This window comes from Giesbergeria sp., assembly GCF_028686475.1.
Taxonomy (GTDB): domain Bacteria; phylum Pseudomonadota; class Gammaproteobacteria; order Burkholderiales; family Burkholderiaceae_C; genus Simplicispira.
In genome coordinates this window covers 1-23686 of the sequence record NZ_JAQUCA010000005.1, presented here as the reverse complement: position 1 = coordinate 23686, position 23686 = coordinate 1, and the positions used below count along the sequence as shown (strand labels likewise).

Annotated in this window: 24 protein-coding genes; 12 read left to right on the top strand and 12 right to left on the bottom strand. The window is 57.9% G+C overall.

The annotated features are described in order from the left end of the window. Positions 1-9: 9 nt before the first annotated feature. Positions 10-438, bottom strand: a complete 429-nt coding sequence (locus PHX60_RS04610; RefSeq protein WP_300075309.1) for an Hsp20/alpha crystallin family protein — start codon at positions 436-438, stop codon at positions 10-12. Between the two features lie 299 nt (positions 439-737). Here PHX60_RS04610 and PHX60_RS04605 point away from each other — a divergent pair, with 299 nt between their 5' ends. Further along, the gene (locus PHX60_RS04605) at positions 738-2387 is read left to right on the top strand and encodes an NAD+ synthase (protein ID WP_300075307.1); all 1650 of its coding nucleotides are present in this window, start codon (positions 738-740) and stop codon (positions 2385-2387) included. Between the two features lie 46 nt (positions 2388-2433). Next, positions 2434-2772, top strand: a complete 339-nt coding sequence (locus PHX60_RS04600; RefSeq protein ID WP_300075305.1) for a P-II family nitrogen regulator — start codon at positions 2434-2436, stop codon at positions 2770-2772. Here the strand turns inward: PHX60_RS04600 and PHX60_RS04595 are convergent. From PHX60_RS04595 to PHX60_RS04570, 6 genes are read right to left on the bottom strand one after another with little or no spacing between them, the layout of a single operon-like run. Then, entirely contained in the window at positions 2769-3362 is a 594-nt protein-coding gene (locus tag PHX60_RS04595; RefSeq protein ID WP_300075303.1) for a TIGR00730 family Rossman fold protein, read from the bottom strand. The two genes, PHX60_RS04600 and PHX60_RS04595, sit on opposite strands and share 4 nt — an antisense overlap. Further along, positions 3355-3765: a diacylglycerol kinase gene (locus PHX60_RS04590; protein WP_300075301.1), complete on the bottom strand. Its 411-nt coding sequence runs from the start codon at positions 3763-3765 to the stop codon at positions 3355-3357. Before PHX60_RS04590 ends, PHX60_RS04595 begins: the two co-directional genes overlap by 8 nt. Beyond that, positions 3762-4298: an RDD family protein gene (locus PHX60_RS04585; RefSeq protein ID WP_300075299.1), complete on the bottom strand. Its 537-nt coding sequence runs from the start codon at positions 4296-4298 to the stop codon at positions 3762-3764. Before PHX60_RS04585 ends, PHX60_RS04590 begins: the two co-directional genes overlap by 4 nt. A 21-nt stretch (positions 4299-4319) precedes the next feature. Next, complete coding sequence (locus PHX60_RS04580) at positions 4320-5216, bottom strand: DUF3106 domain-containing protein (protein WP_300075297.1); 897 nt, start codon at positions 5214-5216, stop codon at positions 4320-4322. A 46-nt stretch (positions 5217-5262) separates the two neighbouring features. Then, positions 5263-5727: a DUF3619 family protein gene (locus PHX60_RS04575; RefSeq protein WP_300075295.1), complete on the bottom strand. Its 465-nt coding sequence runs from the start codon at positions 5725-5727 to the stop codon at positions 5263-5265. Continuing rightward, positions 5724-6293 carry an RNA polymerase sigma factor gene (locus PHX60_RS04570; RefSeq protein WP_300075293.1) on the bottom strand — a complete coding sequence of 190 codons (570 nt, stop codon included), beginning with the start codon at positions 6291-6293 and terminating at the stop codon, positions 5724-5726. Before PHX60_RS04570 ends, PHX60_RS04575 begins: the two co-directional genes overlap by 4 nt. Before the next feature lie 273 nt (positions 6294-6566). Here PHX60_RS04570 and PHX60_RS04565 point away from each other — a divergent pair, with 273 nt between their 5' ends. From PHX60_RS04565 to PHX60_RS04540, 6 genes are all read left to right on the top strand, one after another. Next, positions 6567-8333 (top strand): acetolactate synthase 3 catalytic subunit, encoded by a 1767-nt coding sequence (locus tag PHX60_RS04565; RefSeq protein ID WP_300075291.1) that lies wholly within the window; start codon positions 6567-6569, stop codon positions 8331-8333. Positions 8334-8431: 98 nt separating this feature from the next. Continuing rightward, positions 8432-8923, top strand: coding sequence for an acetolactate synthase small subunit (gene ilvN / locus PHX60_RS04560; protein WP_300075289.1), 492 nt, complete (start codon positions 8432-8434; stop codon positions 8921-8923). Positions 8924-8977: 54 nt separating this feature from the next. After that, positions 8978-9994: a ketol-acid reductoisomerase gene (gene ilvC, locus PHX60_RS04555; protein WP_091452682.1), complete on the top strand. Its 1017-nt coding sequence runs from the start codon at positions 8978-8980 to the stop codon at positions 9992-9994. Positions 9995-10118: 124 nt separating this feature from the next. Beyond that, entirely contained in the window at positions 10119-10955 is an 837-nt protein-coding gene (pssA, locus tag PHX60_RS04550; RefSeq protein WP_300075284.1) for a CDP-diacylglycerol--serine O-phosphatidyltransferase, read from the top strand. Between the two features lie 178 nt (positions 10956-11133). Further along, on the top strand, positions 11134-12672 hold the full coding sequence (locus PHX60_RS04545; RefSeq protein ID WP_300075282.1) for a 2-isopropylmalate synthase: 1539 nt from the start codon (positions 11134-11136) through the stop codon (positions 12670-12672). A 221-nt stretch (positions 12673-12893) separates the two neighbouring features. Next, on the top strand, positions 12894-14039 hold the full coding sequence (locus tag PHX60_RS04540; protein ID WP_300075644.1) for a serine hydrolase: 1146 nt from the start codon (positions 12894-12896) through the stop codon (positions 14037-14039). 26 nt (positions 14040-14065) lie between these two features. Here the strand turns inward: PHX60_RS04540 and PHX60_RS04535 are convergent, their stop codons facing one another. The 3 genes from PHX60_RS04535 to aat all read right to left on the bottom strand — a co-directional run bounded on the left by PHX60_RS04535 (position 14066) and on the right by aat (position 16543). Next, the gene (locus PHX60_RS04535; protein ID WP_300075280.1) at positions 14066-14857 is read right to left on the bottom strand and encodes an IclR family transcriptional regulator; all 792 of its coding nucleotides are present in this window, start codon (positions 14855-14857) and stop codon (positions 14066-14068) included. A gap of 157 nt (positions 14858-15014) precedes the next feature. Further along, the gene (locus PHX60_RS04530; RefSeq protein ID WP_300075278.1) at positions 15015-15773 is read right to left on the bottom strand and encodes an arginyltransferase; all 759 of its coding nucleotides are present in this window, start codon (positions 15771-15773) and stop codon (positions 15015-15017) included. Further along, positions 15770-16543: a leucyl/phenylalanyl-tRNA--protein transferase gene (gene aat / locus PHX60_RS04525; protein WP_300075276.1), complete on the bottom strand. Its 774-nt coding sequence runs from the start codon at positions 16541-16543 to the stop codon at positions 15770-15772. The genes PHX60_RS04530 and aat overlap by 4 nt, the downstream gene beginning before the upstream one ends. Before the next feature lie 106 nt (positions 16544-16649). Here aat and phaR point away from each other — a divergent pair, with 106 nt between their 5' ends. The 3 genes from phaR to PHX60_RS04510 are packed head-to-tail and all read left to right on the top strand — an operon-like array spanning position 16650 to position 22311. Beyond that, positions 16650-17249, top strand: coding sequence for a polyhydroxyalkanoate synthesis repressor PhaR (gene phaR, locus PHX60_RS04520; protein ID WP_300075274.1), 600 nt, complete (start codon positions 16650-16652; stop codon positions 17247-17249). Positions 17250-17304: 55 nt separating this feature from the next. Further along, positions 17305-18696: a 30S ribosomal protein S12 methylthiotransferase RimO gene (rimO, locus tag PHX60_RS04515; RefSeq protein ID WP_300075272.1), complete on the top strand. Its 1392-nt coding sequence runs from the start codon at positions 17305-17307 to the stop codon at positions 18694-18696. Between the two features lie 3 nt (positions 18697-18699). Next, the gene (locus PHX60_RS04510) at positions 18700-22311 is read left to right on the top strand and encodes a DNA methyltransferase (protein ID WP_300075270.1); all 3612 of its coding nucleotides are present in this window, start codon (positions 18700-18702) and stop codon (positions 22309-22311) included. A gap of 1 nt (position 22312) precedes the next feature. On the opposite strand, the gene PHX60_RS04505 is transcribed toward PHX60_RS04510, so the two are convergent. Continuing rightward, positions 22313-22726: a type II toxin-antitoxin system HicB family antitoxin gene (locus tag PHX60_RS04505; protein WP_300075268.1), complete on the bottom strand. Its 414-nt coding sequence runs from the start codon at positions 22724-22726 to the stop codon at positions 22313-22315. 449 nt (positions 22727-23175) lie between these two features. Then, positions 23176-23382, bottom strand: a complete 207-nt coding sequence (locus PHX60_RS04500; RefSeq protein WP_300075266.1) for a type II toxin-antitoxin system HicA family toxin — start codon at positions 23380-23382, stop codon at positions 23176-23178. 63 nt (positions 23383-23445) lie between these two features. Between PHX60_RS04500 and PHX60_RS04495 the strand changes: the two genes are divergently transcribed. Continuing rightward, complete coding sequence (locus PHX60_RS04495; RefSeq protein WP_300075264.1) at positions 23446-23568, top strand: hypothetical protein; 123 nt, start codon at positions 23446-23448, stop codon at positions 23566-23568. Positions 23569-23686 lie beyond the last annotated feature (118 nt).

Here is a 23686-nt window from a genome sequence, read left to right as displayed (position 1 = left end):
AGGCGGTTTTTAGTCAATGGCTAGGCGCTGGGCATTGCCACCTTGTTTTTTCGGTAAGGTCAGGGTAAGTACCCCGTTGTCATACTTGGCCTTGGCCCGTGCTGTGTCAATGTCGGCAGGCAATTGGAAGCTGCGTGCCACTTGACCGAAATAACGCTCCGAGCGTAGCACTTTCTCTCCTTCTACCTGTTGATCGAGTTGGCGCACTTCAGCGCGCAAACTGACCACATTGCCTTCGACCGAGACGTGGATGTCTTCTTTGGGTACACCGGGCACTTCTGCCTGCACGGTATAGCCGCCATCGGTTTCTTTGACATCAACCTTCATTTGCGAGGGAGTGGGCAAAGGATCGCCATGCAACGGACGAACGTAGAAACCGGGGTTCACGTCCTTGAAGAGTTCATCTAGCAGACCACCACGACCCATCAATGCGTTCATAAGTTTGCTCCTTTGAAAAGATGAAAACACATGCCAATACAGTACAGACACCCCTCCAAGATAAGCCTATGGCGGCCAAATTTCAAGGGGAATAACGCAAAAAATGATGCCCACCAACGGTGGTGCTAACGTCAGTGCTTGGGCGTGGGCTGGCCTTGCTGTGTCTGCACATCAGCACAAAGCCGGTAGGCGGGTGATAATCGCCAGCTTTGGCTTACAGCTGCTGCTATTTCAGCGCTATTTCAGCTTGCTGAAAGTGGCTGTTTTTATTTGGTAGTCTTGTCGTTGCTTTCTTACCCATGACGCTTTCCTTTTGCAGCGCACAGCTTAATTTGGCTGTCGGTGACTTGTCCGGCAACGCACAAAAAATCATGCTGGCGGCACGCCAGGCCCATGCAGCGGGTGCCCAAGTGTTGCTAACTCCCGAGTTGGCCATTTGTGGCTATGCGGCAGAGGATTTGTTTCTGCGTCCGGCATTCCAAGCCGCTTGTGATGAGGCAGTGCGTGCCGTAGCCCAAATGACGGCTGATTTACCCGGTTTGGTGCTGGTGTTGGGCCATCCCCAAGCCAACGCTGGTGCTGGTTTGCCCCACAATGCGGCCAGCGTGTTGCGTAATGGCCAGATGGAGCAAACCTATGCCAAGCAAATGCTGCCCAACGATAGCGTGTTTGACGAGCAGCGCTATTTTGCTCCCGGCGCATCGCCTTGCGTGTTTGAGGTGCAAGGCGTGCAGGTGGGGCTGTTGCTGTGTGAAGATGCTTGGTGGCCGCAGCCAGCACGTGCTACGGCAGCTGCTGGGGCGCAGGTGCTGGCGGTGCTGAATGCCTCGCCTTTTCATGCGGGTAAACCGGCTCAACGGGAGCAGGTGTTGCGCCAGCGCGCCCAGGAAACCGGCTTGCCAGTGCTATATGCCCATATGGTGGGCGGCCAAGATGAGCTGGTATTCGATGGCCACTCTTTTGCTCTCAATGCCGATGGTGCTGTGGCCGGGCGCGCAGTGGGGTTCCAAGAAACCTTGTTCTATACCCAGTTGCAGCTGTCACCTAACGGCGGAGCGCATTGGCAGGCCGATAGGGTGCCCCACGCCAGCACCGAGGCTGATTTGTGGCACGCTTTGGTGTTGGCGGTGCGCGATTACGTTCGTAAGAATGGTTTTCCGGGGGTGTTGATTGGTTTATCGGGCGGGATGGATTCGGCCTTGGTGCTGGCGATTGCCGTAGATGCCTTGGGGGCCGATAAAGTCCGCACCGTGATGATGCCATCGCCCTATACCGCAGACATCAGTTGGATAGATGCCCGCGATATGGCCGCCCGTTTGGGGGTGCGTTATGACGAAATTGCCATTGCGCCGCAGTTCGATAGCTTCCGGCAAGCCTTGGCTGGTGCGTTTGCGGGCCGTGTAGAAGACACCACCGAAGAAAATATCCAAGCCCGTATCCGGGGTACCTTGTTGATGGCCATGTCGAACAAATTTGGCTCCATCGTTCTGACCACCGGTAATAAAAGCGAAATGGCGACCGGCTATTGCACTCTGTATGGCGATATGGCTGGCGGCTTTGCCGTGATTAAAGATGTACTCAAAACCACGGTTTACGCTTTGGCCCGTTGGCGCAATGCCCACGACCCTTACGGCACCGGCTTGAATCCCATCCCAGAGCGCATCATCACCCGGCCTCCCAGCGCTGAACTGCGCCCAGACCAAACCGACCAAGACAGCTTGCCCGCCTACGAGGTACTGGATGCGATTGTGCAGCGCTACATGGAAAACAATGAGCCTATCGCCACCATTGTGCAGGCAGGCTTTGCCGCTGCCGATGTAGAGCGCGTTACGCGCCTCATCCAAATCAATGAGTACAAGCGTCGCCAAGCTCCACCCGGCCCACGTCTGAGCCGACGCAGTTTTGGCAAAGACTGGCGTTATCCCATTACCAACCGTTTTAGGGCCTGAGTTGGTGCAGGCCCACCGATTTCACCATTACAGGAGTTTTTCCCCCATGAAAATGATTACCGCCGTTATCAAACCCTTCAAACTAGAAGAGGTGCGCGAAGCCTTGGCCGAATGTGGCGTGACGGGCCTGACCGTGACCGAAGTGAAGGGCTTTGGCCGCCAAAAAGGCCATACCGAACTCTACCGAGGTGCAGAATACGTGGTGGATTTTCTGCCCAAGGTGAAAGTGGAAGTGGTGGTGAAATCGGACGATGTGGACCGCTGTGTTGATGCCATCGTCAATGTAGCGCGCACGGGCAAAATTGGCGACGGCAAAATTTTTGTCACACCCGTAGAGCGCGTGGTGCGTATTCGCACCGGCGATTTGGACGACAACGCGGTTTAAAGCACCGCCTCTAACGGGACACCCACAGCGCGGCAACCGGCCGCCTGTACTAAGTCACGCAGCAAGGCCGGGCCGTCGGTGCCGCTTTGCAGCAACCCCAGTTGCCACGACCCCATAAAGCCTTGTTGTACGCTGTGCTGGATGAACGCGAGCAGGCCATCGTAGTAACCAGCCACATTGAGCAGGCCAATCGGTTTGTGGTGGTAACCCAGCTGGTGCCAAGTCCAGACTTCAAACAACTCTTCAAAGGTGCCGATGCCGCCGGGCAGGGCCAAAAAGGCATCACTGCGCTCGGCCATCAGCGCTTTGCGCTCGTGCATGGTTTGCACGATATGGAGTTCATCACAGGCTTGGCGCGCGTGTTCTTTGGCGACTAAACTTTCTGGAATCACGCCCACCACCCGGCCCCCAGCGGCTTGGGTAGCATCGGCGACGGTGCCCATCATGCCACTGCAGCCACCACCATAGACCAATTGGCCGCCGTGGCTGCCAATCCAATGGCCAACCAAGCGGGCGGCCTCGGCAAAGCGTGGGTCTTCGCCAAGGCGTGAGCCACAATAAACAGCTAAGGAAAAATGGGGTTCAGCCATGAAAAAATCTTTGCAAAATGGCACCTGTCCAAATACCGATGCACAGCAAAAGAGTGAGCAACACCGCAGCGCTGCCCATGTCTTTGGCCCGTTTGGACAAGGGGTGCCATTCGGGGCCGATGCGGTCAATGGCGGCTTCGATGCCGGTGTTGAGCAGTTCTACCACCATCAGCAACACGACACAGCCAGCCAGCAAGGCTACTTCTAGCCAATTGTGTCCTAGCCAGTAGGCTGTAGGCAGCAGCAGCACCGCAGCGATAGCTTCTTGCCGAAAAGCGGGTTCTGCCCAGCCAGCGCGCAGGCCGTGCAGTGAATAACGGGTGGCATGCCACAAGCGCTGTAAGCCCGTGCGGCTTTTTTGTGCGTTAGGTGCTTCGCGCGTGGGGGTGCTGGCGCTGCTCATGGTTTTTGGGGTGTGCGGGTGTGGACAAAATGCACCAAGCGCGTGCCCGCCAGTGCATCGTGCCAAAACTGGCCCAAGGGATGAAAGCGGCTGAGAATGGCCCAGACAGCCACCCATCCAAACAGCAGCACGGTGATTTCTGCGGCAGACAGGCCAAAGGGTGCTGCACCGAGTAAAGGCGGTAAAAACCAGAGCCAACTGAGGACATAGCGCCGCAGGGCGCGGGTTTGGGTGAGGGCTTGGCCTTGGGCATCGACCACGCGGATATGCCAAGTTTTCATGGCCAAAGTATGGCCCTTGGCCCAAAACCAAGTGAAGTAAATGCCAAACACAATGAACAAAAAGCCTTGCAGCGCGTGCCGATTGTCCAGCGCATGGCGGGTTTGGCTCAGGGTGCCAAACAGGTAGCCCGCGATAAACACCACGCCAAACAGCAATAGCCCCTCGTACAACCAGCAGGCCATGCGCCGCCACAGTGGCGGGGCTTGTAGTGCTGGAGCAGAACAGGCAGAAACAGAAGCAGAAGCGTGCATGGAGGCGAGAGATGGAGGTGCTTAGTGCCCGTGGGCTGGTGTGGTCGCGCCAAGCGTAGGCGCTGGCAATTCTGGGGCGCTGCTCATGGGGGCGATGGGTACCGATGGTGCTGCTGGCTCGGCCAGAGGGGGGAGCGCCAAAGTGACGGGGTTGCTGGGCACCGAAACGGGAGCAGTTTCAACCACCACAGGGAAGGGGGGCGTGTGGGCCTTATGCTGCTCTGAAAAGGGAGTGATGGTCGCCGAGGCGGTTTGCGGCGGAATTTTAGGCGGATTGGCGCGGTTGGCATTGCTGGCGCTGGCCGCAGGCACGCGCACCAGTTTGCGCGCGGGCACCGGGCGTAAAGCCGTGGCCGCACCTTTGGGGCGTGGATTGGCGTTGGCAGCAGCCAAGCGGAGTTTTTCTTCGGCGCTCAGGGCTTGATAGGCTTCCCATTGCGCCCGTTTGTTGTCGGGGGCTAGTTTGTTGGCGGTAGCAAAATTGAGCCGCGCTTGGTTGCGTTGTTGGGCGCTCAAGCTGGCCCATTCGCTCATGCGGTTGTGCAGCTTGGTTTGCTCTGTTGCGGGCAGGGTGGCAAACGTTGTTGCCAGTGCCAACCAGCGGCGTTTTTGTAGCTCGCTGAGCAAGCCCCAACGTGCCGCCAAAGGTTGGAGCGCTTGGCGCTGCCCTGGCTCTAAGGCACTCCAAGCGGGGCCAGAAGCCAGTACCCGTGCTTCGGTGCGACCGGACTCTTGGCCTAGCTGACGGGCGGGGGCCAAGGCTTCGGCCACCAACACGGTCCCGGGGGCCATGCGTACCTGTTGCAGCACATGGCCGCCGTAGGCTGCCAGCAGGCCCAACACCGCCCCAGCCAAAAGCAGCGGCAAGCGCAGGTGCGTGCGTGGGGGGTTAGGGGCAGGGGCAGAAGGGGGCAACATGCAGGCGGACAGGATTTCGCACAAAAGGTAGCTTAATACTTAAACCTTAATAATTTTGTTGACTGCCACCGTTTTTAAGGAACTGGACAAAACCAGGGTCGGCATAGGCTTCGGGGGGTAAATCATCCGTGAGCAGGGCGGCATCGACTTCGGCCACTTCGGCGGCACCGTATTCATCTTGCGCGCTGTTAATGACCACCAAGCCTACCACCAGTGCCATCATCGGAATGGCCCCCAGTAAAGATTGCCACCAGCCGCCAACCTCGCCGCGCCAGCCACCCAAGGTGGCTGCGCCACCCGATGGCAGCACCACAGTGGCTGTTTGGTGTGCGTGAACCAGCACTTCTTTTTTGCGCTTGGCCAGCGCTTGCACGCGCGCGGCGCGCAGGCGCTCGGAAATATCGTAGGGCAGGGCGCTGGCGCTGTCGTCCAGATGCGCTACTACGCGGCGCGCATAGGCGTGGGCGTGCAAAACCTGTTCTTCAGGGGGCAGGTGTAGATTGGTGTTCATAACTTGATTCCTTTGGCCCGCAGGGCTTTGCTGAGGGCTTGGATGGCACGAAAGCAATGGGTTTTGACACTGCCTTCGGAGCAGCCCATAGCAGCCGCCGTCTCTGCGACATCCATCTCTTCCCAATAACGCATTAAGAAGGCTTCTCGTTGACGTGCGGGCAGGGCTTGGATTTCTTCTTCGATGCCGTGCAGGGTTTGGCCACGCTCGGCCATGTCTTGGGCGCTGTGCGCGCGTTGCTCGGGGTCGTTGTCGCTCCAGACTTCCAGCAGGTCAAAACCGCCAGCTTCATCACCATCAGCTGCAAAATCGCCCAAGTCGGAGAACAAGGTATGGTGGCGCTTTTGCCGCCGGAACCAATCGAGGGTGCAATTGGACAGAATGCGCTGAAACAGCATCGGCAACTCGTTGGCTGGTTTGTCACCGTAATGCTCGGCCAGCTTCATCATGCTGTCTTGCACGATGTCCAAGGCGGCCTCCTCGTTGCGAACGTGGTAAAGCGAGCGCTTGAACGCGCGCTTTTCCACGCTTTTGAGGAAATCAGAGAGTTCTTGTTCGGTGGCCAAGACAGACGCGCCTGCGGAGGGTCGTGGGGCGCACCATGCGCCATGCAAAAGACTTTGATTATCGCACTGGCCGTGGCTTTTTTGTGGTCTTGGCTTCAACAATCATGTTGCAGTGCGATAATCGCGCCCGCATACTCAAACGCAAACGGGTCACGGTCCGGCGCGGCAATCATCTCGCCCATGTCCTTGGCCTCAAGTTCCGAGCCGGCTTCACGAGAGCGCGTGCAAGGCGCACCCAAGGTTTTTCGTTAGAGAAATTCACAAAGGTTCATCATGGAAATTAACAAGGCTGACGCCACTACTTCCCCCGCTACCGATGCTCCAGAGCTGATGGGCTCTGAAATTTTGGTTCGCGCCCTGCAAGCCGAAGGCGTGCAACAAATCTGGGGTTACCCCGGCGGCGCGGTGCTCTACATTTACGACGCTATTTACAAGCAAGACACCATCCAGCACGTGCTGGTGCGCCACGAACAAGCAGCGGTTCACGCTGCCGACGGTTTCGCCCGCGCTACCGGCGAGGTTGGCGTGGCGTTGGTCACTTCTGGCCCCGGCCTGACCAATGCCGTCACCGGCATTGCCACCGCTTACACCGATAGCATCCCGATGGTGATTATTTCGGGCCAAGTGGGCACGGCTGCCATTGGCTCGGATGCTTTCCAAGAATGCGATACCGTGGGTATTACCCGCCCCATCGTCAAGCACAATTTCTTGGTCAAAGATGTGCGCGACATGGCCGACATCATGAAAAAGGCTTTCCACATTGCCCGCACTGGCCGCCCCGGCCCGGTGGTGGTGGATGTGCCCAAGGATGTGTCGTTCAACAAAACGGCTTACCACGGCTACCCCGAGAGCGTTACCATGCGTTCGTACAACCCGGTACGCAAGGGCCACGGCGGTCAAATTCGCAAGGCGTTGCAACTGTTGCTTAATGCCAAGCGCCCCTACATTTACACCGGCGGTGGTGTCTTGCTGGGCAATGCCTGCAACGAACTGCGTACCTTGGTCGATATGCTGGGCTACCCGGTCACGCACACCCTGATGGGCTTGGGTGCCTATCCTGCTACCGATAAAAAATTCTTGGGCATGTTGGGTATGCACGGCACGGTAGAGGCCAACTATGCCATGCAGCATTGCGATGTGCTACTGGCCGTGGGTGCGCGTTTTGATGACCGTGTGATTGGCAATCCCAAGCACTTTGCTTCAGTCGAGCGCAAAATCATCCACATTGACATTGACCCGTCCAGCATCGCCAAGCGTGTCAAGGTGGATGTGCCCATTGTGGGCGACGTGAAAGACGTGTTGGCCGAATTGATCACCATGATCAAAGAAACGCCGCAACGCCCCGATGCTGGAGCCTTGGCTGCTTGGTGGGACACGATTGAAGGCTGGCGCGTCAAAGACTGCTTGGCCTACGACCGCGCCAATACCGAAGTTATCAAACCACAAGCCGTGGTGGAAACCCTCTGGAACCTGACCAAGGACGATGATTGCTACATCACCTCGGACGTGGGCCAACACCAAATGTTTGCCGCGCAGTTCTACAAGTTCAACGAGCCACGCCGCTGGATTAATTCGGGTGGTTTGGGCACGATGGGTGTCGGCCTGCCGTATGCGATGGGTATCAAGCTGGCCAAGCCGCAAGCCGATTGCTGGTGTATTACCGGCGAAGGCTCGATTCAGATGAACATCCAAGAGCTGTCCACCTGCCAGCAGTACGGTACGCACGTCAAGGTCATCTCGCTCAACAACCGCTATTTGGGCATGGTGCGCCAGTGGCAGGAGCTGATTTACCAAGGCCGTTACAGCCACAGCTACATGGATGCGCTGCCCAACTTCGTCAAACTGGCCGAGGCTTACGGCCATATCGGGATGCTGATTGAGCGCCCTGAAGACGTAGAGGGTGCCCTGCGCGAAGCCCGTGCCATCAAAGACCGCACCGTGTTCCTCGACTTCCGCACCGACCCGACCGAAAACGTCTGGCCGATGGTGGAGGCGGGCAAGGGCATCACTGAGATGCTGTTGGGTTCGGAAGAACTCTAACGCGGGCTTTTTCTCTCACTTTTTTTGAATGAATCTATTGTTCGCCAAGCCTGTTGCTTACCGGTAACAGGGGAGGGCGGCAAAAAGAGGAATTTGCTATGAAACATATCATTGCCGTTTTGCTCGAAAACGAACCCGGTGCGCTGTCGCGCGTGGTCGGCTTGTTTTCTGCCCGTGGTTACAACATCGAGTCGCTCACGGTGGCCCCCACCGAAGACCCGTCGCTGTCGCGCATGACCATCCAGACCACCGGCTCGGAAGACGTGATTGAGCAAATCACCAAGCACCTCAACCGCCTGATCGAAGTGGTCAAAGTGGTTGATTTGACCGAAGGCGCTTATACCGAGCGCGAGTTGATGCTGATCAAGGTACGCGCCGTGGGCAAAGAGCGCGAAGAGATGAAGCGCATGGCCGACATCTTCCGTGGCCGTATCATCGACGTGACCGATAAAAGCTACACCATTGAGCTGACCGGTGACCAAAGCAAGAACGATGCTTTCCTGCAAGCGCTGGACCGCACCGCCATCTTGGAAACTGTGCGTACTGGTGCCAGCGGCATTGGCCGTGGCGAGCGCATTTTGCGCGTGTAAGCGCAAGTTTTTACCCCCTGTTTTTTCAACGATTTAACCCCCTCTGGAGCCAACATGAAAGTTTTCTACGATAAAGACTGTGATCTGAGCCTGATCAAGGGCAAGACCGTCGCCATCATCGGTTACGGCAGCCAAGGCCATGCCCACGCGCAAAACCTGAACGAAAGCGGCGTCAAAGTCGTGGTCGGTCTGCGTAAGGGCGGTGCCTCTTGGGACAAAGTGGCCAAGGCTGGCCTGACCGTGATGGAAGTCAACGATGCCGTCAAGGCCGCTGATTTGGTCATGATTTTGTTGCCCGATGAGAACATCCCTGATGTCTATAACAACAACGTCGCCCCCAACATCAAGCAAGGCGCTACGCTGGCGTTTGCCCACGGCTTCAACGTGCATTACAACCAAGTCGTGCCGCGCGCTGATTTGGATGTCATCATGGTGGCCCCCAAAGGCCCCGGCCACACCGTGCGCTCCGAGTACCTCAAGGGCGGCGGCGTGCCCACGCTGATTGCGGTCTATCAAGACAAGTCTGGCAAGGCGCGTGATTTGGCCCTGTCTTACGCTTCGGCCAATGGCGGCGGCAAGGGCGGCATCATCGAGACCAACTTCAAGGAAGAAACCGAAACCGACCTGTTCGGCGAACAAGCCGTGCTGTGCGGCGGTGCGGTGGAACTGGTGAAGATGGGCTTTGAAACCCTGACCGAAGCCGGTTATGCCCCCGAAATGGCCTACTTCGAGTGCCTGCACGAACTCAAGCTGATTGTCGATTTGATGTACGAAGGCGGCATTGCCAACATGAACTACTCCATCTCCAACAACGCAGAGTATGGCGAGTACGTGACCGGCACCGAAGTCATCAATGATAAATCGCGTGAAGCCATGCGCGCTGCCCTCAAGCGCATCCAAACCGGTGAATACGCCAAGATGTTCATCTTGGAAGGTAAGACCAACTATCCAAGCATGACGGCCCGCCGCCGCCTGAACGCCGAGCATTCCATCGAAATCGTGGGCGAAAAACTGCGCGCCATGATGCCTTGGATTTCCAAGAACAAGCTGGTGGACCAAACCCGCAACTGATCGGTTAGCCTCTCGCGCCGAAACAGCCAAGGCCACTTCGGTGGCCTTTTTTTTATGGGTGCAGGTACACTGCGGCCTCTGATATGTTTGCCGTGCGCGGGCCAAAGCGCTGGAGGTTGATGGAATGGATGAAGGTACACCGGGTGGGCAAAACCCTCCATTGCTGGTGCGTAAGCGCCGCAAGGGAATTTACATTCTGCCCAACCTGTTCACGTTGGCTGCCCTGTTTGGCGGTTTCTATGCCGTGGTGATGGCCATGAATGGCCGTTTTGATTTGGCAGCCATTGGCGTTTTTTGCGCGATGGTGCTCGATAGCCTCGATGGCCGCATCGCCCGCATGACCAACACCCAAAGCGCCTTTGGCGAGCAGATGGATTCGTTGTCGGATATGGTGTCGTTTGGGGCTGCCCCGGCCTTGATTGCCTACATCTGGGCGCTGAAAGATTTGGGCCGCTGGGGCTGGATTGCCGCCTTTGTTTATTGTGCCTGTGCGGCGCTGCGGCTGGCGCGCTTCAACGTGAATACGGCGGTGGTGGACAAACGCTATTTTCAAGGACTACCATCGCCCGCCGCTGCCGCGTTGGTGATGGGCTTTATCTGGCTGATGACCGAGTTGGGCGTGCAGCGTGGCCACAGTGGCTTGTGGCTGGGCTGGTATGGCATCACTTGGGTGATGTTTGCCTTCACCCTCTATTCTGGCTTGACGATGGTCACCAACGTACCTTTTTACAGCTTCAAAGATGTACGCATGAAAAAAAGCGTGCCCTTTGCCGTGATTGTGCTGATCGCCTTGGGCATTGCCATCATCAACATCCATCCGCCCATTGTGCTGTTTGCTGTGTTCGTCTTCTATGGCCTCAGTGGCTATCTCATCTACGTTTGGCGCAAGGCCAAAGGCTTGCAAACCAGCGTGATTAGCACCTCGACCGACGAGCCAGAAGAACGTGGCCTGCACCAATAAATTCTGCAAATAGCGCGCAACTGTGCTACATTGAGCGCCATGAAAACGTTGGCTATCGCTCTACTACTATCCTCCACTGGGCGGAGACAGTAAGCGCGCGCGCACACTTTTTCTTCAAAAGCCCGTATGCAGCCGCAGCGGGCTTTTTTTTTGCTATTTCAGACTCTAGGAGCCAGCTATGTCCGACCAATTGATTATTTTTGATACCACCTTGCGCGATGGCGAACAATCGCCCGGTGCCTCCATGACCAAGGACGAAAAACTGCGGATTGCACGCCAGTTGGAGCGCCTCAAGGTCGATGTGATTGAAGCTGGTTTTGCCGCCAGCTCGAATGGGGATTTTGAAGCGGTGCAAATGATTGCCAACGCTATCAAAGACTCCACCGTCTGCTCGCTGTCGCGCGCCAATGACCGCGACATTGCCCGCGCTGCCGAAGCCCTCAAGGGAGCCAACCGGGGCCGTATCCACACCTTTATTGCCACCTCGCCGCTGCACATGGAAAAAAAGCTGCGTATGAGTCCAGAGCAGGTGTTGGAACAGGCCAAACAGGCGGTGCGTTTTGCCCGTAACCTGTGTGGTGATATTGAGTTCAGTCCTGAAGACGGCTACCGCAGTGAGATGGACTTTTTGTGCCGTGTGATTGAAACGGTGATTGCCGAAGGGGCCACTACCATTAACGTGCCGGATACCGTGGGTTACGCTGTACCGGAGTTGTACGGCAACTTCATTAAAACCCTGCGCGAGCGCGTGCCCAACAGCGACAAAGCCATTTGGTCGGTGCATTGCCACAACGATTTGGGTATGGCGGTGGCCAACTCTTTGGCCGGGGTCAAAATTGGCGGGGCGCGCCAAGTGGAATGCACCATCAACGGCTTGGGCGAGCGCGCTGGGAACTGTGCCTTAGAAGAAGTGGTGATGGCCGTGAAAACCCGGCGCGATTATTTCAACCTCGATTTGAACATCGACACCCAGCACATTGTGGCCGCCAGTCGCATGGTGAGCCAGATTACCGGCTTTGTGGTGCAGCCCAACAAGGCCGTGGTCGGGGCCAATGCCTTTGCCCATGCCAGCGGTATCCACCAAGATGGCGTACTTAAGGCGCGTGACACCTACGAAATCATGCGCGCCGAAGACGTGGGCTGGAGCAACAACAAAATTGTCTTGGGCAAGCTCAGTGGCCGCAATGCCTTCAAGCAACGCCTGCAAGAATTGGGCGTGAGTTTAGACAGCGAGACTGAAACCAACACCGCCTTTGCCCGCTTCAAAGAACTGGCCGACCGCAAGAGCGAGATTTTTGACGAGGATATTTTGGCCTTGGTCAATGACGAGAGCCTGAGCCACGCACAAGAGCATTTTGGTTTTGTCTCGCTGGCCCAGCACAGTGAGACCGGCGAGCGCCCCCATGCTACGGTGGTGTTTACCGTCGCTGGCCAAGAAATCAAGGCGCAATCGGACGGCAATGGCCCCGTGGATGCCTCGCTCAAGGCGATTGAGTCGCATGTGCATAGCGGTGCCGAAATGGTGCTGTATTCGGTCAATGCCATCAGTGGCTCGACCGAGAGCCAAGGCGAAGTCACGGTGCGTTTGCAAAGCAGTGGCCGCGTCGTCAATGGCGTGGGTGCCGACCCGGACATTGTGGTGGCCTCGGCCAAAGCCTACCTGAGCGCTTTGAACAAGCTGCACAGCAAAACCGAGCGCGTGGCCGCCCAAGGCTAACGCTGCAAGGCCAATGGCTTAGATGTAGGGGGCGATAAGCTCCTTATATCGGCACGGCAAACTTATAATGAAGGACAAGATACAAAAAGTCACGCAAAACGTTACCATTGCGTGGCTTTTTGTTTTTTTATTTGCTGTGTTTGCTGTTTGCTGTTTGGAGATTCCCTGTGATTTACCGTCGTTCACCCACAGCACTGCGTCCTCTGGTTCAGTGGTTGTCTATGGCTGTTTTGGGGGCGGCTTTGTTGTCGCCGTCCGTAGAAGCCGCAGGGCCTAAGAATGCCCCGGCCAAAAAGGCCGTTAAAGTCAGTGTAGTTGCTGCCAAGCCTAAGAGCAGCGCCGTAGCTGCCAAGTCCGTCAAAGTGGTGGCCCAGCGGGCCGCGCCCGCCAAAGCCGTGGCGCGCGCACCTGCCCCCAGCCGCGTGAAAACCGTGTTAGCCCAGCAGCAGCCTAAGGGACGCGGCAAAGCCGCTGGCCGTGCTGCGGTTGCCGTGGCAGCTGCTGCGACGGCTACCACCGTAGCGGCGACGGCGCGCCCCTCGTTTGGCGAATTGGCTGGTTTGCACCACGCCACCGACCCGCTAGACCTCAAATCGAGTGTGGCCTTGGTGATTGACCAAGATACCCAAGAGGTGCTGTTGCGTAAAAACGAGCAGGCCGTGCTGCCGATTGCCTCTCTCACCAAACTCATGACTGGGCTATTGATTTCTGAGGCCCGCTTGCCGATGGAGGAGCCTATTACCATCACCCAAGACGATGTGGATACCGAAAAGGGCAGCCGCTCACGCTTGAGTGTGGGCACGACCTTGACGCGCCAAGAAATGCTGCATCTGGCCTTGATGTCGAGTGAAAACCGCGCCGCCAACGCCTTGGGGCGCACCTATCCGGGCGGCTTGGGCGTGTTTGTGGCCAAAATGAACGCCAAGGCGCGCCAGTTGGGCATGATGGATACCCGTTATGTCGAGCCTACCGGCTTGTCGAGCAACAACCAATCGAGCGCGCGTGATTTGGCCATTTTGGTCAATGTAACTTACCGCGATAGAACATTGCGTGAGTTTTCTACCTCGCCGGGTTACGAAGTGGCGGTGGGGCCAAAAACTTTGCAATACAACAACACCAACCAACTGGTCAAAAACCCCGACTGGGATATTGGTTTGCAAAAAACCGGCTACATCTCTGAAGCTGGGCGCTGCTTGGTCATGCAAACCAAGATTGCGGGGCGCAAGCTCATCATGGTGTTTTTGGATTCTTCGGGCAAATTTAGCCGTTTGGGCGATGCCGAACGGGTACGCAACTGGGTAGAGACGGGTTTGTCGGCCTCTACGCTGCATTCCGCCGTGACCCAAGGGCGCAGCCTGAGCCGTTGAGTCGAGGGTTTTTGCGCCTAATCGGTCTAATCGGTGCTGCTGGCCTGGTTGTAGCCCAAAGCGGCAGAAATCCGCTGCGCGGTGGCCTGCAATTTAGACAGCCAGCCTTCATCGAGCCGGTCGGCGGGGGCAGAAATAGACAACCCAGCCAGCAGTTTGCCTTGGTCGTCATAAACTCCGGCGGCCATGCAGCGCACGCCCAGTTCTAGCTCTTCGTTGTCACGCGCGACACCGCTTTGGCGCGCTTTGCTTAGTTCACGCTCTAATACCGCCAGCTGGGTGATGCTGTTGTGCGTGTGGCCGGGTAGGCCGGTGCGGGTGGCGTAATTGCGTACCTGTTGTGGGTCATCGGCGGCCAAAAACAGCTTGCCGGTAGAGGTCAGGTGCAATGGTGCCCGTCCGCCAATCGCGCGCACCACCTGCATCCCCGAGCGCTCGCTGTAAGTGCGTTCTACATAGACGATTTCATCGCCTTGGCGCATACTTAAATTGACCGGTTGTTGAATTTGCTTGTGCAGCTCGCGCATTGGGATGAGGGCAGCATCGCGCACATTCAGGCGACCCTTGACCAAGTTGCCTAGCTCTAACAGGCGCATCCCGAGGCGGTAGCTGCCCGATTCGGGACGGTCCACAAAGCGGCCTGTGGCCAAATCGTTCAGGATGCGGTGGGCGGTGGAAGGGTGCAGGCCCGATTTTTCGCTGATTTCTTTGAGCGAGATGCTTTCTTCGCGTGCAGCCAAGATGTCTATCAGCGTGAACATGCGTTCAATCACCTGAACGTTGGGTTTGGGGGGCAAGGCAGAATCTTTTCTTTTCATCAATTTACGCGCAATCTATAAGAGCGCGTATTTTATAGCGTGAAATTTTGCCCGTTGTTGGAGGCGTTCATCAGAAACTAGCTCCGGTTTGAAACCTCCCCCTTCAGGGGGATAGAATTCGTTTGGGAGAGGGGTAACCTCTTCCAAAGTCGCCCCGCTAGGGGTGTGGATTGAAACATGCGCTCACGCGCTGCCAGTGCTGGTGCTGTAACACTTCGTGCGGGAGGTAGTTGGATTTGTAACGCATCTTGGGGCTGTCGGCAATCCAGTAGCCCAGATAGAGGTAGTCCATGCCTTGCAAGCGGGCTTGCTCAATTTGCCAGAGTACGTTGTAGGTGCCGTAACTGCAAGCGGCATCGGGCGCGTAAAAGGTATAGACCGCCGAGAGGCCATCGTCGAGCAAATCTAGGATAGAAACCATCTTCAGGATGCCCTCCGGGTGCTGCGCCGAGGGCTGGCGGAACTCAACCAAGCGGGTATCAACGCGGCTTTGCAGCAAAAATTGGCTGTATTGGTCGATGCTGTCGTGGTCCATGCCGCCACCGGCGTGGCGTGCTTGTTGGTAGCGCAGGTAAAGTTGGTAATGTTCGGGCACAAAATGGGGGGCCAGCACACGCGCTTGCAAATCGGCATGGCGCGCCCATGCGCGGCGTTGGCTGCGGTCAGGGGCAAATTCTTGCACCAGTACGCGCAAGGGCAGACAGCTTTGGCAGCCGTCGCAATACGGGCGGTAGGTAAACATGCCACTGCGCCGAAAGCCCAGCCGCACCAGCTCCGAGAAGGTGTCACTGCGGACTAAATGGCCCGGCGTGGCTACCTGTGAGCGCGCCTGTCGGTCGGCCAAATAGCTGCATGGGTAAGAGGCTGTGGCGTAAAACTGCAAGGTCGGGGGCGGGAGGTCGTAGGGTTGCGTCATGCGGCAGGGGCGGTGGGCGGCATCAGTGCTTTGGGCGGCATCAGGGCTTCCCAGTCTAGTGGGCTAAATTGCCAGTGCAGGGCCGGTAGCTGCTGTGCTTGGCCTAGGTGTTGCAAAAAATCAGCGCGGGTTATTTCGTGCGCCCCCAAAGATGCCAAATGGCGCGTGTTTTGCTGGCAATCAATCAAAACCACCCCTTGGCGGCGGCACAGGCCCACCAAAGCGGCCAAGGCGATTTTGGAGGCATCGGTTTGGTGCGCGAACATGGATTCGCCAAACACGGCCTGCCCGATGGCCACACAATACAGGCCACCCACCAATTGTCCCTCTATCCAGGTCTCTACGCTGTGGGCATAGCCAGCGGCGTGCAGTTGCTGGTAGGCGCGGTGCATGGCTGGCACAATCCAAGTGCCGGGCTGGCCGGGGCGGGTGGTGTTGGCGCAGGCTTGCATTACGCGGCCAAAGGCGCTGTCGATGCGAATTTCACAGTCAGGGTTGGCACGAAACTTGTGAAGAGTACGCCGCAATGAGCGGTGCAGCCGAAACTGCGCCACCGGTAGCACCATGCGCGGCTGCGGGCACCACCACAAAATGGGCTGGCCCTGGCTAAACCACGGAAAAATCCCCTGTGGGTAGGCGCGTAGCAGGTGGGGCACATCCAGCGCGCCGCCAGCGGCCAGCAAGCCGGGCGCGGGGCTGTGTGCGCCCCAAGCGGTGTGCGGGTCAGGAAACGGCTCGCCCGGCGCTAACCAAGGCAAATCAGCGGGCATAGGTAAATAGACAGTGGTGCATGGGCTGGCGATTGTCGTACCCAGCGCGCTGGTATGCAAGCGCGTAGGGGTATCGTTGATTGCTGGGTCTTACGGGCAGCCTAGAATGGAAAGCAATGCAATTGAGATAGATGGGCTGCAAGGCCCACAGGGAGTTTTAGTAGTGCAAGAAGAGAAAACCGTGCCACCCACCATCCCCAAGTTGGCACCGCGCGTGATTAAAAAATACCCCAATCGCCGCCTTTACGATACCGATACCTCGGCCTACATCACCTTGACCGAAGTGCGGCAGCTGGTGATGGAGCATCAAAATGTGGTGGTGCGCGATGCCAAAACCGGCGAAGACATCACGCGCAGCATTTTGTTGCAGATTATTTTGGAAGAAGAAGCCGGGGGCGCACCCCTGTTTACCGAAGCCGTGCTGTCGAACATCATCCGCATTTATGGCCATGCCATGCAGGGCTTTATGGGCAGCTACTTGGAAAAAAATGTGCAAATGTTTACCGACATGCAAACCAAAATGGCCGAACAATCGCAAAGCATGACCCCCGAGGTTTGGGCGCAGTTCATGAGCGCCCAATCGCCCATGATGCAGGGCCTGATGGGCAACTATGCCGAGCAATCGCGCAGCATGTTTGCCCAAATGCAAGAAAAAATGCAGCAGCAGACCGAGCAAATGCTGGGCGTGTTGGGCCTCAAACGCTAAAACAGCGTTGGGCTGGCCGTGCCCGTTCTCGGCGCAATGCTGGGACAATACGGGCATGACTGAAGCATCTTCTCCCGCCAAAATTCCTAAAATCGGCTTTGTGAGCTTGGGCTGCCCCAAAGCCCTGACCGATTCCGAACTCATCCTGACGCAACTGAGCGCCGAAGGCTACCAAACTTCCAAAACCTTTGACGGGGCCGATTTGGTCATCGTCAACACCTGCGGCTTTATTGACGATGCCGTGAAAGAGAGCCTAGACACCATTGGCGAGGCGCTGGCCGAAAACGGCAAAGTGATTGTCACGGGGTGCTTGGGCGCGCGCGCTGGCGAAAGCGGCGGCAATATGGTGCGCGAGATGCACCCCAGCGTGCTGGCCGTCACGGGGCCGCACGCCACGCAAGAGGTGATGGATGCGGTACACCAAAACCTGCCCAAGCCGCACGACCCGTTTATTGATTTGGTGCCCGGCGGCTTTGGCGTGGCGGGCCTCAAGCTCACGCCCAAGCATTACGCTTACCTCAAAATCAGCGAGGGCTGCAACCACCGTTGCACTTTCTGCATTATTCCATCCATGCGTGGCGATTTGGTCTCGCGTCCGGTGGGCGATGTGCTATCCGAAGCTAAAGCCTTGTTTGAGGGTGGCGTGAAAGAGCTGCTGGTGATTAGCCAAGACACCTCGGCCTATGGGGTGGATGTGAAATACCGCACGGGCTTTTGGGATGGTAAACCCGTCAAAACGCGCATGTTAGAGCTGGTGCAGACGCTGGGCGAAATCGCCAAGCCTTATGGCGCTTGGGTGCGTTTGCACTATGTGTATCCTTATCCCAGTGTGGATGAGGTGATTCCGCTGATGGCCCAAGGCTTGGTGCTGCCGTATTTGGATGTACCGTTTCAGCACAGCCATCCCGATGTGTTGAAGCGCATGAAACGCCCGGCCAGCGGTGAGAAAAATTTGGAGCGCATCCAGCGTTGGCGCGAAATTTGCCCCGACATCATTATCCGCAGCACCTTTATTGCCGGGTTTCCGGGCGAGACCGAGGAAGAATTCCAGCACCTGTTGGATTTTCTGCGCGAGGCGCAAATTGACCGCGCCGGTTGCTTTGCTTACAGCGATGTGAAAGGCGCACTGGCCAACGAGTTGCCCGGTATGTTGCCGTTAGCACTGCGCGAAGAACGCCGCGCCCGCTTTATGGCGGTGGCCGAAGAGGTCTCGATTGCCCGTTTGCAGCGCCGCGTGGGTGCCACCATGCAGGTGTTGATTGATTCTGCCCCCGGCTTGGGGCGCAAGGGTGGCGTGGGCCGCAGTTATGCCGATGCCCCCGAGATTGACGGCACCGTGCAATTGTTGCCGCCTGAAAAAATCAGCAAGCAGCTCAAGGTGGGCACCTTCACCAAGGCGCGCATTGTGGCAGTGCGCGGGCACGATTTGGTCGGCCAACCGTTCTAAAAAATGCCATCGCCATCGTCTGCCAGTGCGGCCCCCGCGTTGTTTATTAAGCGCTGGCAGGGCGTGCGCGCCAGCGAGTTATCTACCGCGCAAAGCTTTATCAATGAGCTGTGCGAGCTGCTGGGCGCGCCCAAGCCGCACCCCACGCCCGCGCAAGATTACATGTTTGAACGCCCCGTCACGTTTGTGCATGGCGATGGCAGCAGCAGCGCTGGGCGCATTGATTGCTATAAGCGCGGCCATTTTGTGCTGGAGGCCAAAAAACTCAAAGCGGCCACGCATACCAAAGGCTTTGACGATGGCCTGTTGCGCGCCCGCAGCCAAGGCGAAGGCTATGCCCGCGCCCTGCCAGCGGCGGAGGGGCGACCGCCGTTTGTCTTGGTGGTGGATGTGGGCACGGTGATAGAGGTTTATGCCGAATTTAGCCGCAGTGGTGGCACCTATACGCCTTTCCCAGACCCGCGCAGCCACCGCATCGCCTTGGCTGACTTGGCCCAGCCCGAGATTTTGCAGCGCCTGCGCCTGATTTGGACCGCCCCCGATAGCCTGAACCCAGCGCTGATTGCCGCCCAAGTCACGCGCCAAGTGTCGCAGCAGCTGGCGCTGTTGGCGCGCTCGTTAGAGCAAGCCGGGCACGCGCCGCACAGCGTGGCGGCTTATTTGTCGCGCTGCTTGTTTAGCATGTTTGCCGAAGATGTAGAGTTGCTGCCCAAAGGCTCGTTTTTGGCCTTGTTGCGCCAGCAGCGGCAAAACCCAATCGCCTTGCAGCAGATGTTGCGAATTTTGTGGGCCGATATGGACCACGGCGGCTTTTCTGCCGCGCTGGTGCAGCCGGTGTTGCGCTTTAACGGCAAACTGTTCAAGGGGGCGGACGTTGAAGGTTACAGCCTGCGGCTCACGCCGGAGCAAATAGATTTGTTGATTGCCGCCGCGCAAGCCAATTGGCGCGAGGTAGAACCGGCCATTTTTGGCACGCTGCTAGAGCGCGCCCTCAACCCGGCAGAGCGCCACGCCTTGGGCGCGCATTACACGCCACGCGCCTATGTCGAGCGGCTGGTATTGCCCACCGTGATAGAGCCTTTGCGCGCCGAATGGGCCAACGCCCAAGCCGCCGCGCTGCTGTTGGCGCACGAGGCCAGCGCCCTAGAGGCGCAACCGCCCAGCGTGAAAAACAAAAAAGATTTTGCCGCGCTAGACCGCCACCATGCCGCCGTGCGTGCCAAATGGCAAGAGGCGCGCCAGCCAGTGAAAGATTTTTTGCACCGCCTCTGCACCTTGCGCGTGTTAGACCCAGCCTGTGGCAGTGCCAATTTTTTGTACGTCACGCTAGAGCATCTCAAGCGGCTAGAGGGCGAGGTGCTGAACCAGCTTAACACCTTGGGCGACACCCAAGACGCTTTGGATTTGGGCCGCGAGACCGTTACTTTGCAGCAATTGCGCGGTATCGAGTTAAACCAGCGTGCCGCCGCTTTGGCCGAGTTGGTGTTGTGGATAGGCTTTTTGCAGTGGCAGATTCGCACCAACGGCCAAGCCAGCGTGGCCGAGCCGGTGGTACACGATTACGGCAACATTGAGTGCCGCGATGCCGTGCTGGCCTACGATGGCCAAGAGCCGATGGTGGATGCCGCCGGGCAGGTGTTAAGCCGTTGGGATGGCAGTACCTTCAAGACGCGCCCAGCCACTGGGCAGCCGGTGCCCGATGAGGCGGCGCAGGTGGTGCAGTGGCGTTACTGCAATCCCCGGCAGGCGCAGTGGCCGCAGGCGGATTTTGTCGTGGGCAATCCGCCGTTTATTGGTAACAAGCGGCTGCGCGTGGCGCTGGGCGATGGCTATGTCGATGCCTTGCGCGCGGCATGGCCCGAAGTGCCCGAAAGTGCCGATTTGGTGATGTATTGGTGGTACAAGGCGGCAGAAACAGTGCGTAAGGGCCAGGCGCAACGCTTTGGCCTGATAACTACCAACAGCCTGACCATGATTTTTAACCGGCGCGTGGTGCAGGCGGCTTTGTCTGGCGGCGGGGGTAGCGCCGAGGCCGGACATGCCGGGGGCCTCATACTGCCAAAGGCGCAGAAATCGGCCCCCGGCACGCCCAACCCCGACGCATCGGTGCTGCATTTGGCGTTTGCTATTCCTGACCATCCTTGGGTTGATGGCAGCAATGGGGCCGCCGTGCGGATTGCCATGACGGTGGCCGCCCGTGGCAGCGCAGAAGGCAGCTTGCAAACCGTCATCCAAGAATCCCAAGCTGAAAATGGGGAAATCGCCGTAGAGTTGGCAGAGCAGCAGGGTGTGATTCACCCTGATTTGAAAATTGGAGCCAACCTCACCAGCACACACAAACTGCGCGCAAACATTGGAATCAGTTCGATGGGCATGATGCGTGCAGGAAACGGTTTTATCGTTGAAGACGAAGCCACCGCTCGGACGCTTGGGCTTGGCGGAATCGAAGGGTTACAAACACGCTTGCGCCCATTCCGCAATGGCAAAGACCTGACAGACCGCCCGCGTGGATACTGGTTAATTGACCTGTTTGGACTGACAGAAGACGAGGTTCGTGCCCAGTTCCCAGAGGTTTATCAATGGGTGCGAGAGCGGGTAAAACCAGAGCGGGATGTGAACCGCCGCTCCCGTTTACGCGATCAGTGGTGGACTTTTGGAGAGCCACGGCAGGGGCTGCGTGCTGCTTTAGCTGGGTTGCCGCGCTATATCGCCACAACGGAAACCGCAAAACACCGCATTTTCATCTTCTTGGATGCAGCCGTTCTACCCGACCACAAGCTGGTAGCAGTTGCCAGCAGCGATGCGCTGCATTTGGGGATTCTTTCCAGCAGTGTGCATGTGCAGTGGGCATTGGCGACTGGCGGAACATTAGAAGATCGACCGGTTTACAGCAAATCCCGCTGCTTTGACCCCTTCCCCTTCCCCAGCGACGATACCGGCCTGACCCCGGAGCTGGCCAGCCGCATCCGCCAACTGGCCGAACACATCGACGCGCACCGCAAAGCGCGCCAAGCCGCCCATGCTGGAGTCACGCTCACGGCACTCTACAACGTGTTGGAGCAACTGCGCCAAGGCCAAGCCCTCACGCCCAAAGAAAAAACCATCCACACCCAAGGCTTGGTCGGCGTGCTGCAAAGCCTGCACGATGAACTCGATGCCGCCGTGCTACAAGCCTACGGCTGGCCCGAGCTGCGCCTGCCCCAAGACACCGATACCCTGCTGCTGCGCTTGGTGGCCCTCAACGCCCAACGCGCCACCGAAGAAGCCGCAGGCACCGTGCGCTGGTTGCGCCCCCAGTTTCAGCAGCACACCGGCCAAGGCGAACAGGTGGCCTTGGATACCAGCTTGGAACCCTCCACCGACGACCCAGCCACAGCCAAACCCCCCAAGCTGGCGCTGCCGCCCCGCCCTTGGCCCACCGAGGTGACGGAACAAATCAAAGCCGTGGCCCAAGTGCTGGCGGGCGCGGGCCACAGCCTAGACGTGGAGGGCATCGCCGCCCACTTTAGCGGCAAAGGCCGTTGGCGCGAACGTCTGCCCACGCTGCTCGATACCTTGGTGGCGCTGGGGCGCGCACGCACTACCGCTGGCGGGTGGATGGATGCCGGTGGGTGAGCTATTCGATGCTCAACACCAGCCGCTTGCCCAGCACACGCGCGGCGCGGTCTAGCTGCTTCAGACTGGGCCAGTGGTGCGGATTGTCTAAACGCTGGGCCGCTGCCCAAGAGGTATCCAACCCTCGGGCAAGGTCGGCAATCGGCCTATCGCCTCGGGCCTCGCGCAAAACCATCACCGCTTGTACGGCACCACTAGGCACCGCCACCGGGCGGCCAGCGGGGTCAGAGGGCGGCGGTATCTCTTGGCCGTGGTCTAGGCGGTAGGCCAGCACGCCCGTCAGCACCTCGGCGGCATTGAACGCGGCATCCTCCAAGGTATCACCCTCGGTAATGGCTTCTTCAATGTCGATAAACTGCACAAAAAAGCCGCCCGACTCTTGCGGCGTAGCAGTGTAGGGATAGGCAAATTTCATCAGGTTGCGCGTGAAACCTCGGCATTCACGCCGGGGAGGCAGAGCGCGGAACGCATCGCGTTCCTTGCTTTGGGCCGGTACCTGCTCACGTCCATTCAATAGCCCGACTGACAGAAATTAGTGCAAGGCTTTTCACCTCTGCTGGGCCTTGCGGCTCTGCCCGTAAGGGCCTAGTGACGCGCACCTTTCGGTGCGGCTCCCCTCGACCATGTTGTGTACCGGCTTGCCCTTGCGGGTGGTTCCGATCCGTTTCGTGCTTACCCTGTCGCTTGTCTGCAACCGGAACTTTCAGAGCTTGGGACTGAGGAAGCATCCCAAGGTGAGTCTTCGCACCTGTACACAACGCAAGCGCCCGCTCTACTCGGCAATGAAGCCCGGATTAAGGCATCCGGGGCGCTGGGTCTGGTCAACCCGAACTTACAAAGCTTTCGCCTTCCAAGCTCCGACCTTCAGGTCGGGGTAGTTGACTTGAAATTAACTCCAGTTTGGCGTTGTATCTCGGCCAGCAGGCCCGAACCGATGTCTTTGTTTCCATGCACCGGAACAGGAACGCTGCGCGGCATACCGGCTTTTTCCATTAGGTGGTGGCTGCCATTGATGCGTGCCAACGTCCAGCCTGCCGCCTTGAGTTTGTCGATGACTTGTTTCCCGTTCATAGCTTGATGGTAGCTCAAAAAAGATACATTTCAAACCTGAGTTGCCAGGCTATCATTGCTTGCATGAACAGCAAGCACCGCAAAACGCTCGAAGCCATTTTTGGCCAACCTACGCCAGCAAATCTGGAATGGGCGCGCATTGAATCACTGCTGATGGCGGTGGGTTGCCGTGTGGTAGAGGGTTAGCAGCAGCACTCAACAAATCTACTCAAATCTATGCTAATATATCCATTATGAAGAGCTTAGTAAGCATAGGAGAAGCAGCAAAGGCGTTAGGTGTGTCCATAACAACCTTGCGCCGCTG

Coding starts and splice junctions, on each gene's coding strand:
- PHX60_RS04590 (WP_300075301.1), bottom strand. CDS start 3,765: ATGAGCAGCGCCAGCACCCCCACGCGCGAAGCACCTAACGCACAAAAA.
- PHX60_RS04605 (WP_300075307.1), top strand. CDS start 738: ATGACGCTTTCCTTTTGCAGCGCACAGCTTAATTTGGCTGTCGGTGAC.
- rimO (WP_300075272.1), top strand. CDS start 17,305: ATGACTGAAGCATCTTCTCCCGCCAAAATTCCTAAAATCGGCTTTGTG.
- PHX60_RS04610 (WP_300075309.1), bottom strand. CDS start 438: ATGAACGCATTGATGGGTCGTGGTGGTCTGCTAGATGAACTCTTCAAG.
- PHX60_RS04495 (WP_300075264.1), top strand. CDS start 23,446: ATGAACAGCAAGCACCGCAAAACGCTCGAAGCCATTTTTGGCCAACCT.
- PHX60_RS04510 (WP_300075270.1), top strand. CDS start 18,700: ATGCCATCGCCATCGTCTGCCAGTGCGGCCCCCGCGTTGTTTATTAAG.
- ilvC (WP_091452682.1), top strand. CDS start 8,978: ATGAAAGTTTTCTACGATAAAGACTGTGATCTGAGCCTGATCAAGGGC.
- PHX60_RS04500 (WP_300075266.1), bottom strand. CDS start 23,382: ATGAACGGGAAACAAGTCATCGACAAACTCAAGGCGGCAGGCTGGACG.
- PHX60_RS04535 (WP_300075280.1), bottom strand. CDS start 14,857: ATGAAAAGAAAAGATTCTGCCTTGCCCCCCAAACCCAACGTTCAGGTG.
- PHX60_RS04545 (WP_300075282.1), top strand. CDS start 11,134: ATGTCCGACCAATTGATTATTTTTGATACCACCTTGCGCGATGGCGAA.
- PHX60_RS04505 (WP_300075268.1), bottom strand. CDS start 22,726: ATGAAATTTGCCTATCCCTACACTGCTACGCCGCAAGAGTCGGGCGGC.
- PHX60_RS04540 (WP_300075644.1), top strand. CDS start 12,894: ATGGCTGTTTTGGGGGCGGCTTTGTTGTCGCCGTCCGTAGAAGCCGCA.
- PHX60_RS04580 (WP_300075297.1), bottom strand. CDS start 5,216: ATGTTGCCCCCTTCTGCCCCTGCCCCTAACCCCCCACGCACGCACCTG.
- PHX60_RS04600 (WP_300075305.1), top strand. CDS start 2,434: ATGAAAATGATTACCGCCGTTATCAAACCCTTCAAACTAGAAGAGGTG.
- phaR (WP_300075274.1), top strand. CDS start 16,650: ATGGAAAGCAATGCAATTGAGATAGATGGGCTGCAAGGCCCACAGGGA.
- ilvN (WP_300075289.1), top strand. CDS start 8,432: ATGAAACATATCATTGCCGTTTTGCTCGAAAACGAACCCGGTGCGCTG.
- pssA (WP_300075284.1), top strand. CDS start 10,119: ATGGATGAAGGTACACCGGGTGGGCAAAACCCTCCATTGCTGGTGCGT.
- PHX60_RS04565 (WP_300075291.1), top strand. CDS start 6,567: ATGGAAATTAACAAGGCTGACGCCACTACTTCCCCCGCTACCGATGCT.
- PHX60_RS04575 (WP_300075295.1), bottom strand. CDS start 5,727: ATGAACACCAATCTACACCTGCCCCCTGAAGAACAGGTTTTGCACGCC.
- aat (WP_300075276.1), bottom strand. CDS start 16,543: ATGCCCGCTGATTTGCCTTGGTTAGCGCCGGGCGAGCCGTTTCCTGAC.
- PHX60_RS04595 (WP_300075303.1), bottom strand. CDS start 3,362: ATGGCTGAACCCCATTTTTCCTTAGCTGTTTATTGTGGCTCACGCCTT.
- PHX60_RS04585 (WP_300075299.1), bottom strand. CDS start 4,298: ATGCACGCTTCTGCTTCTGTTTCTGCCTGTTCTGCTCCAGCACTACAA.
- PHX60_RS04530 (WP_300075278.1), bottom strand. CDS start 15,773: ATGACGCAACCCTACGACCTCCCGCCCCCGACCTTGCAGTTTTACGCC.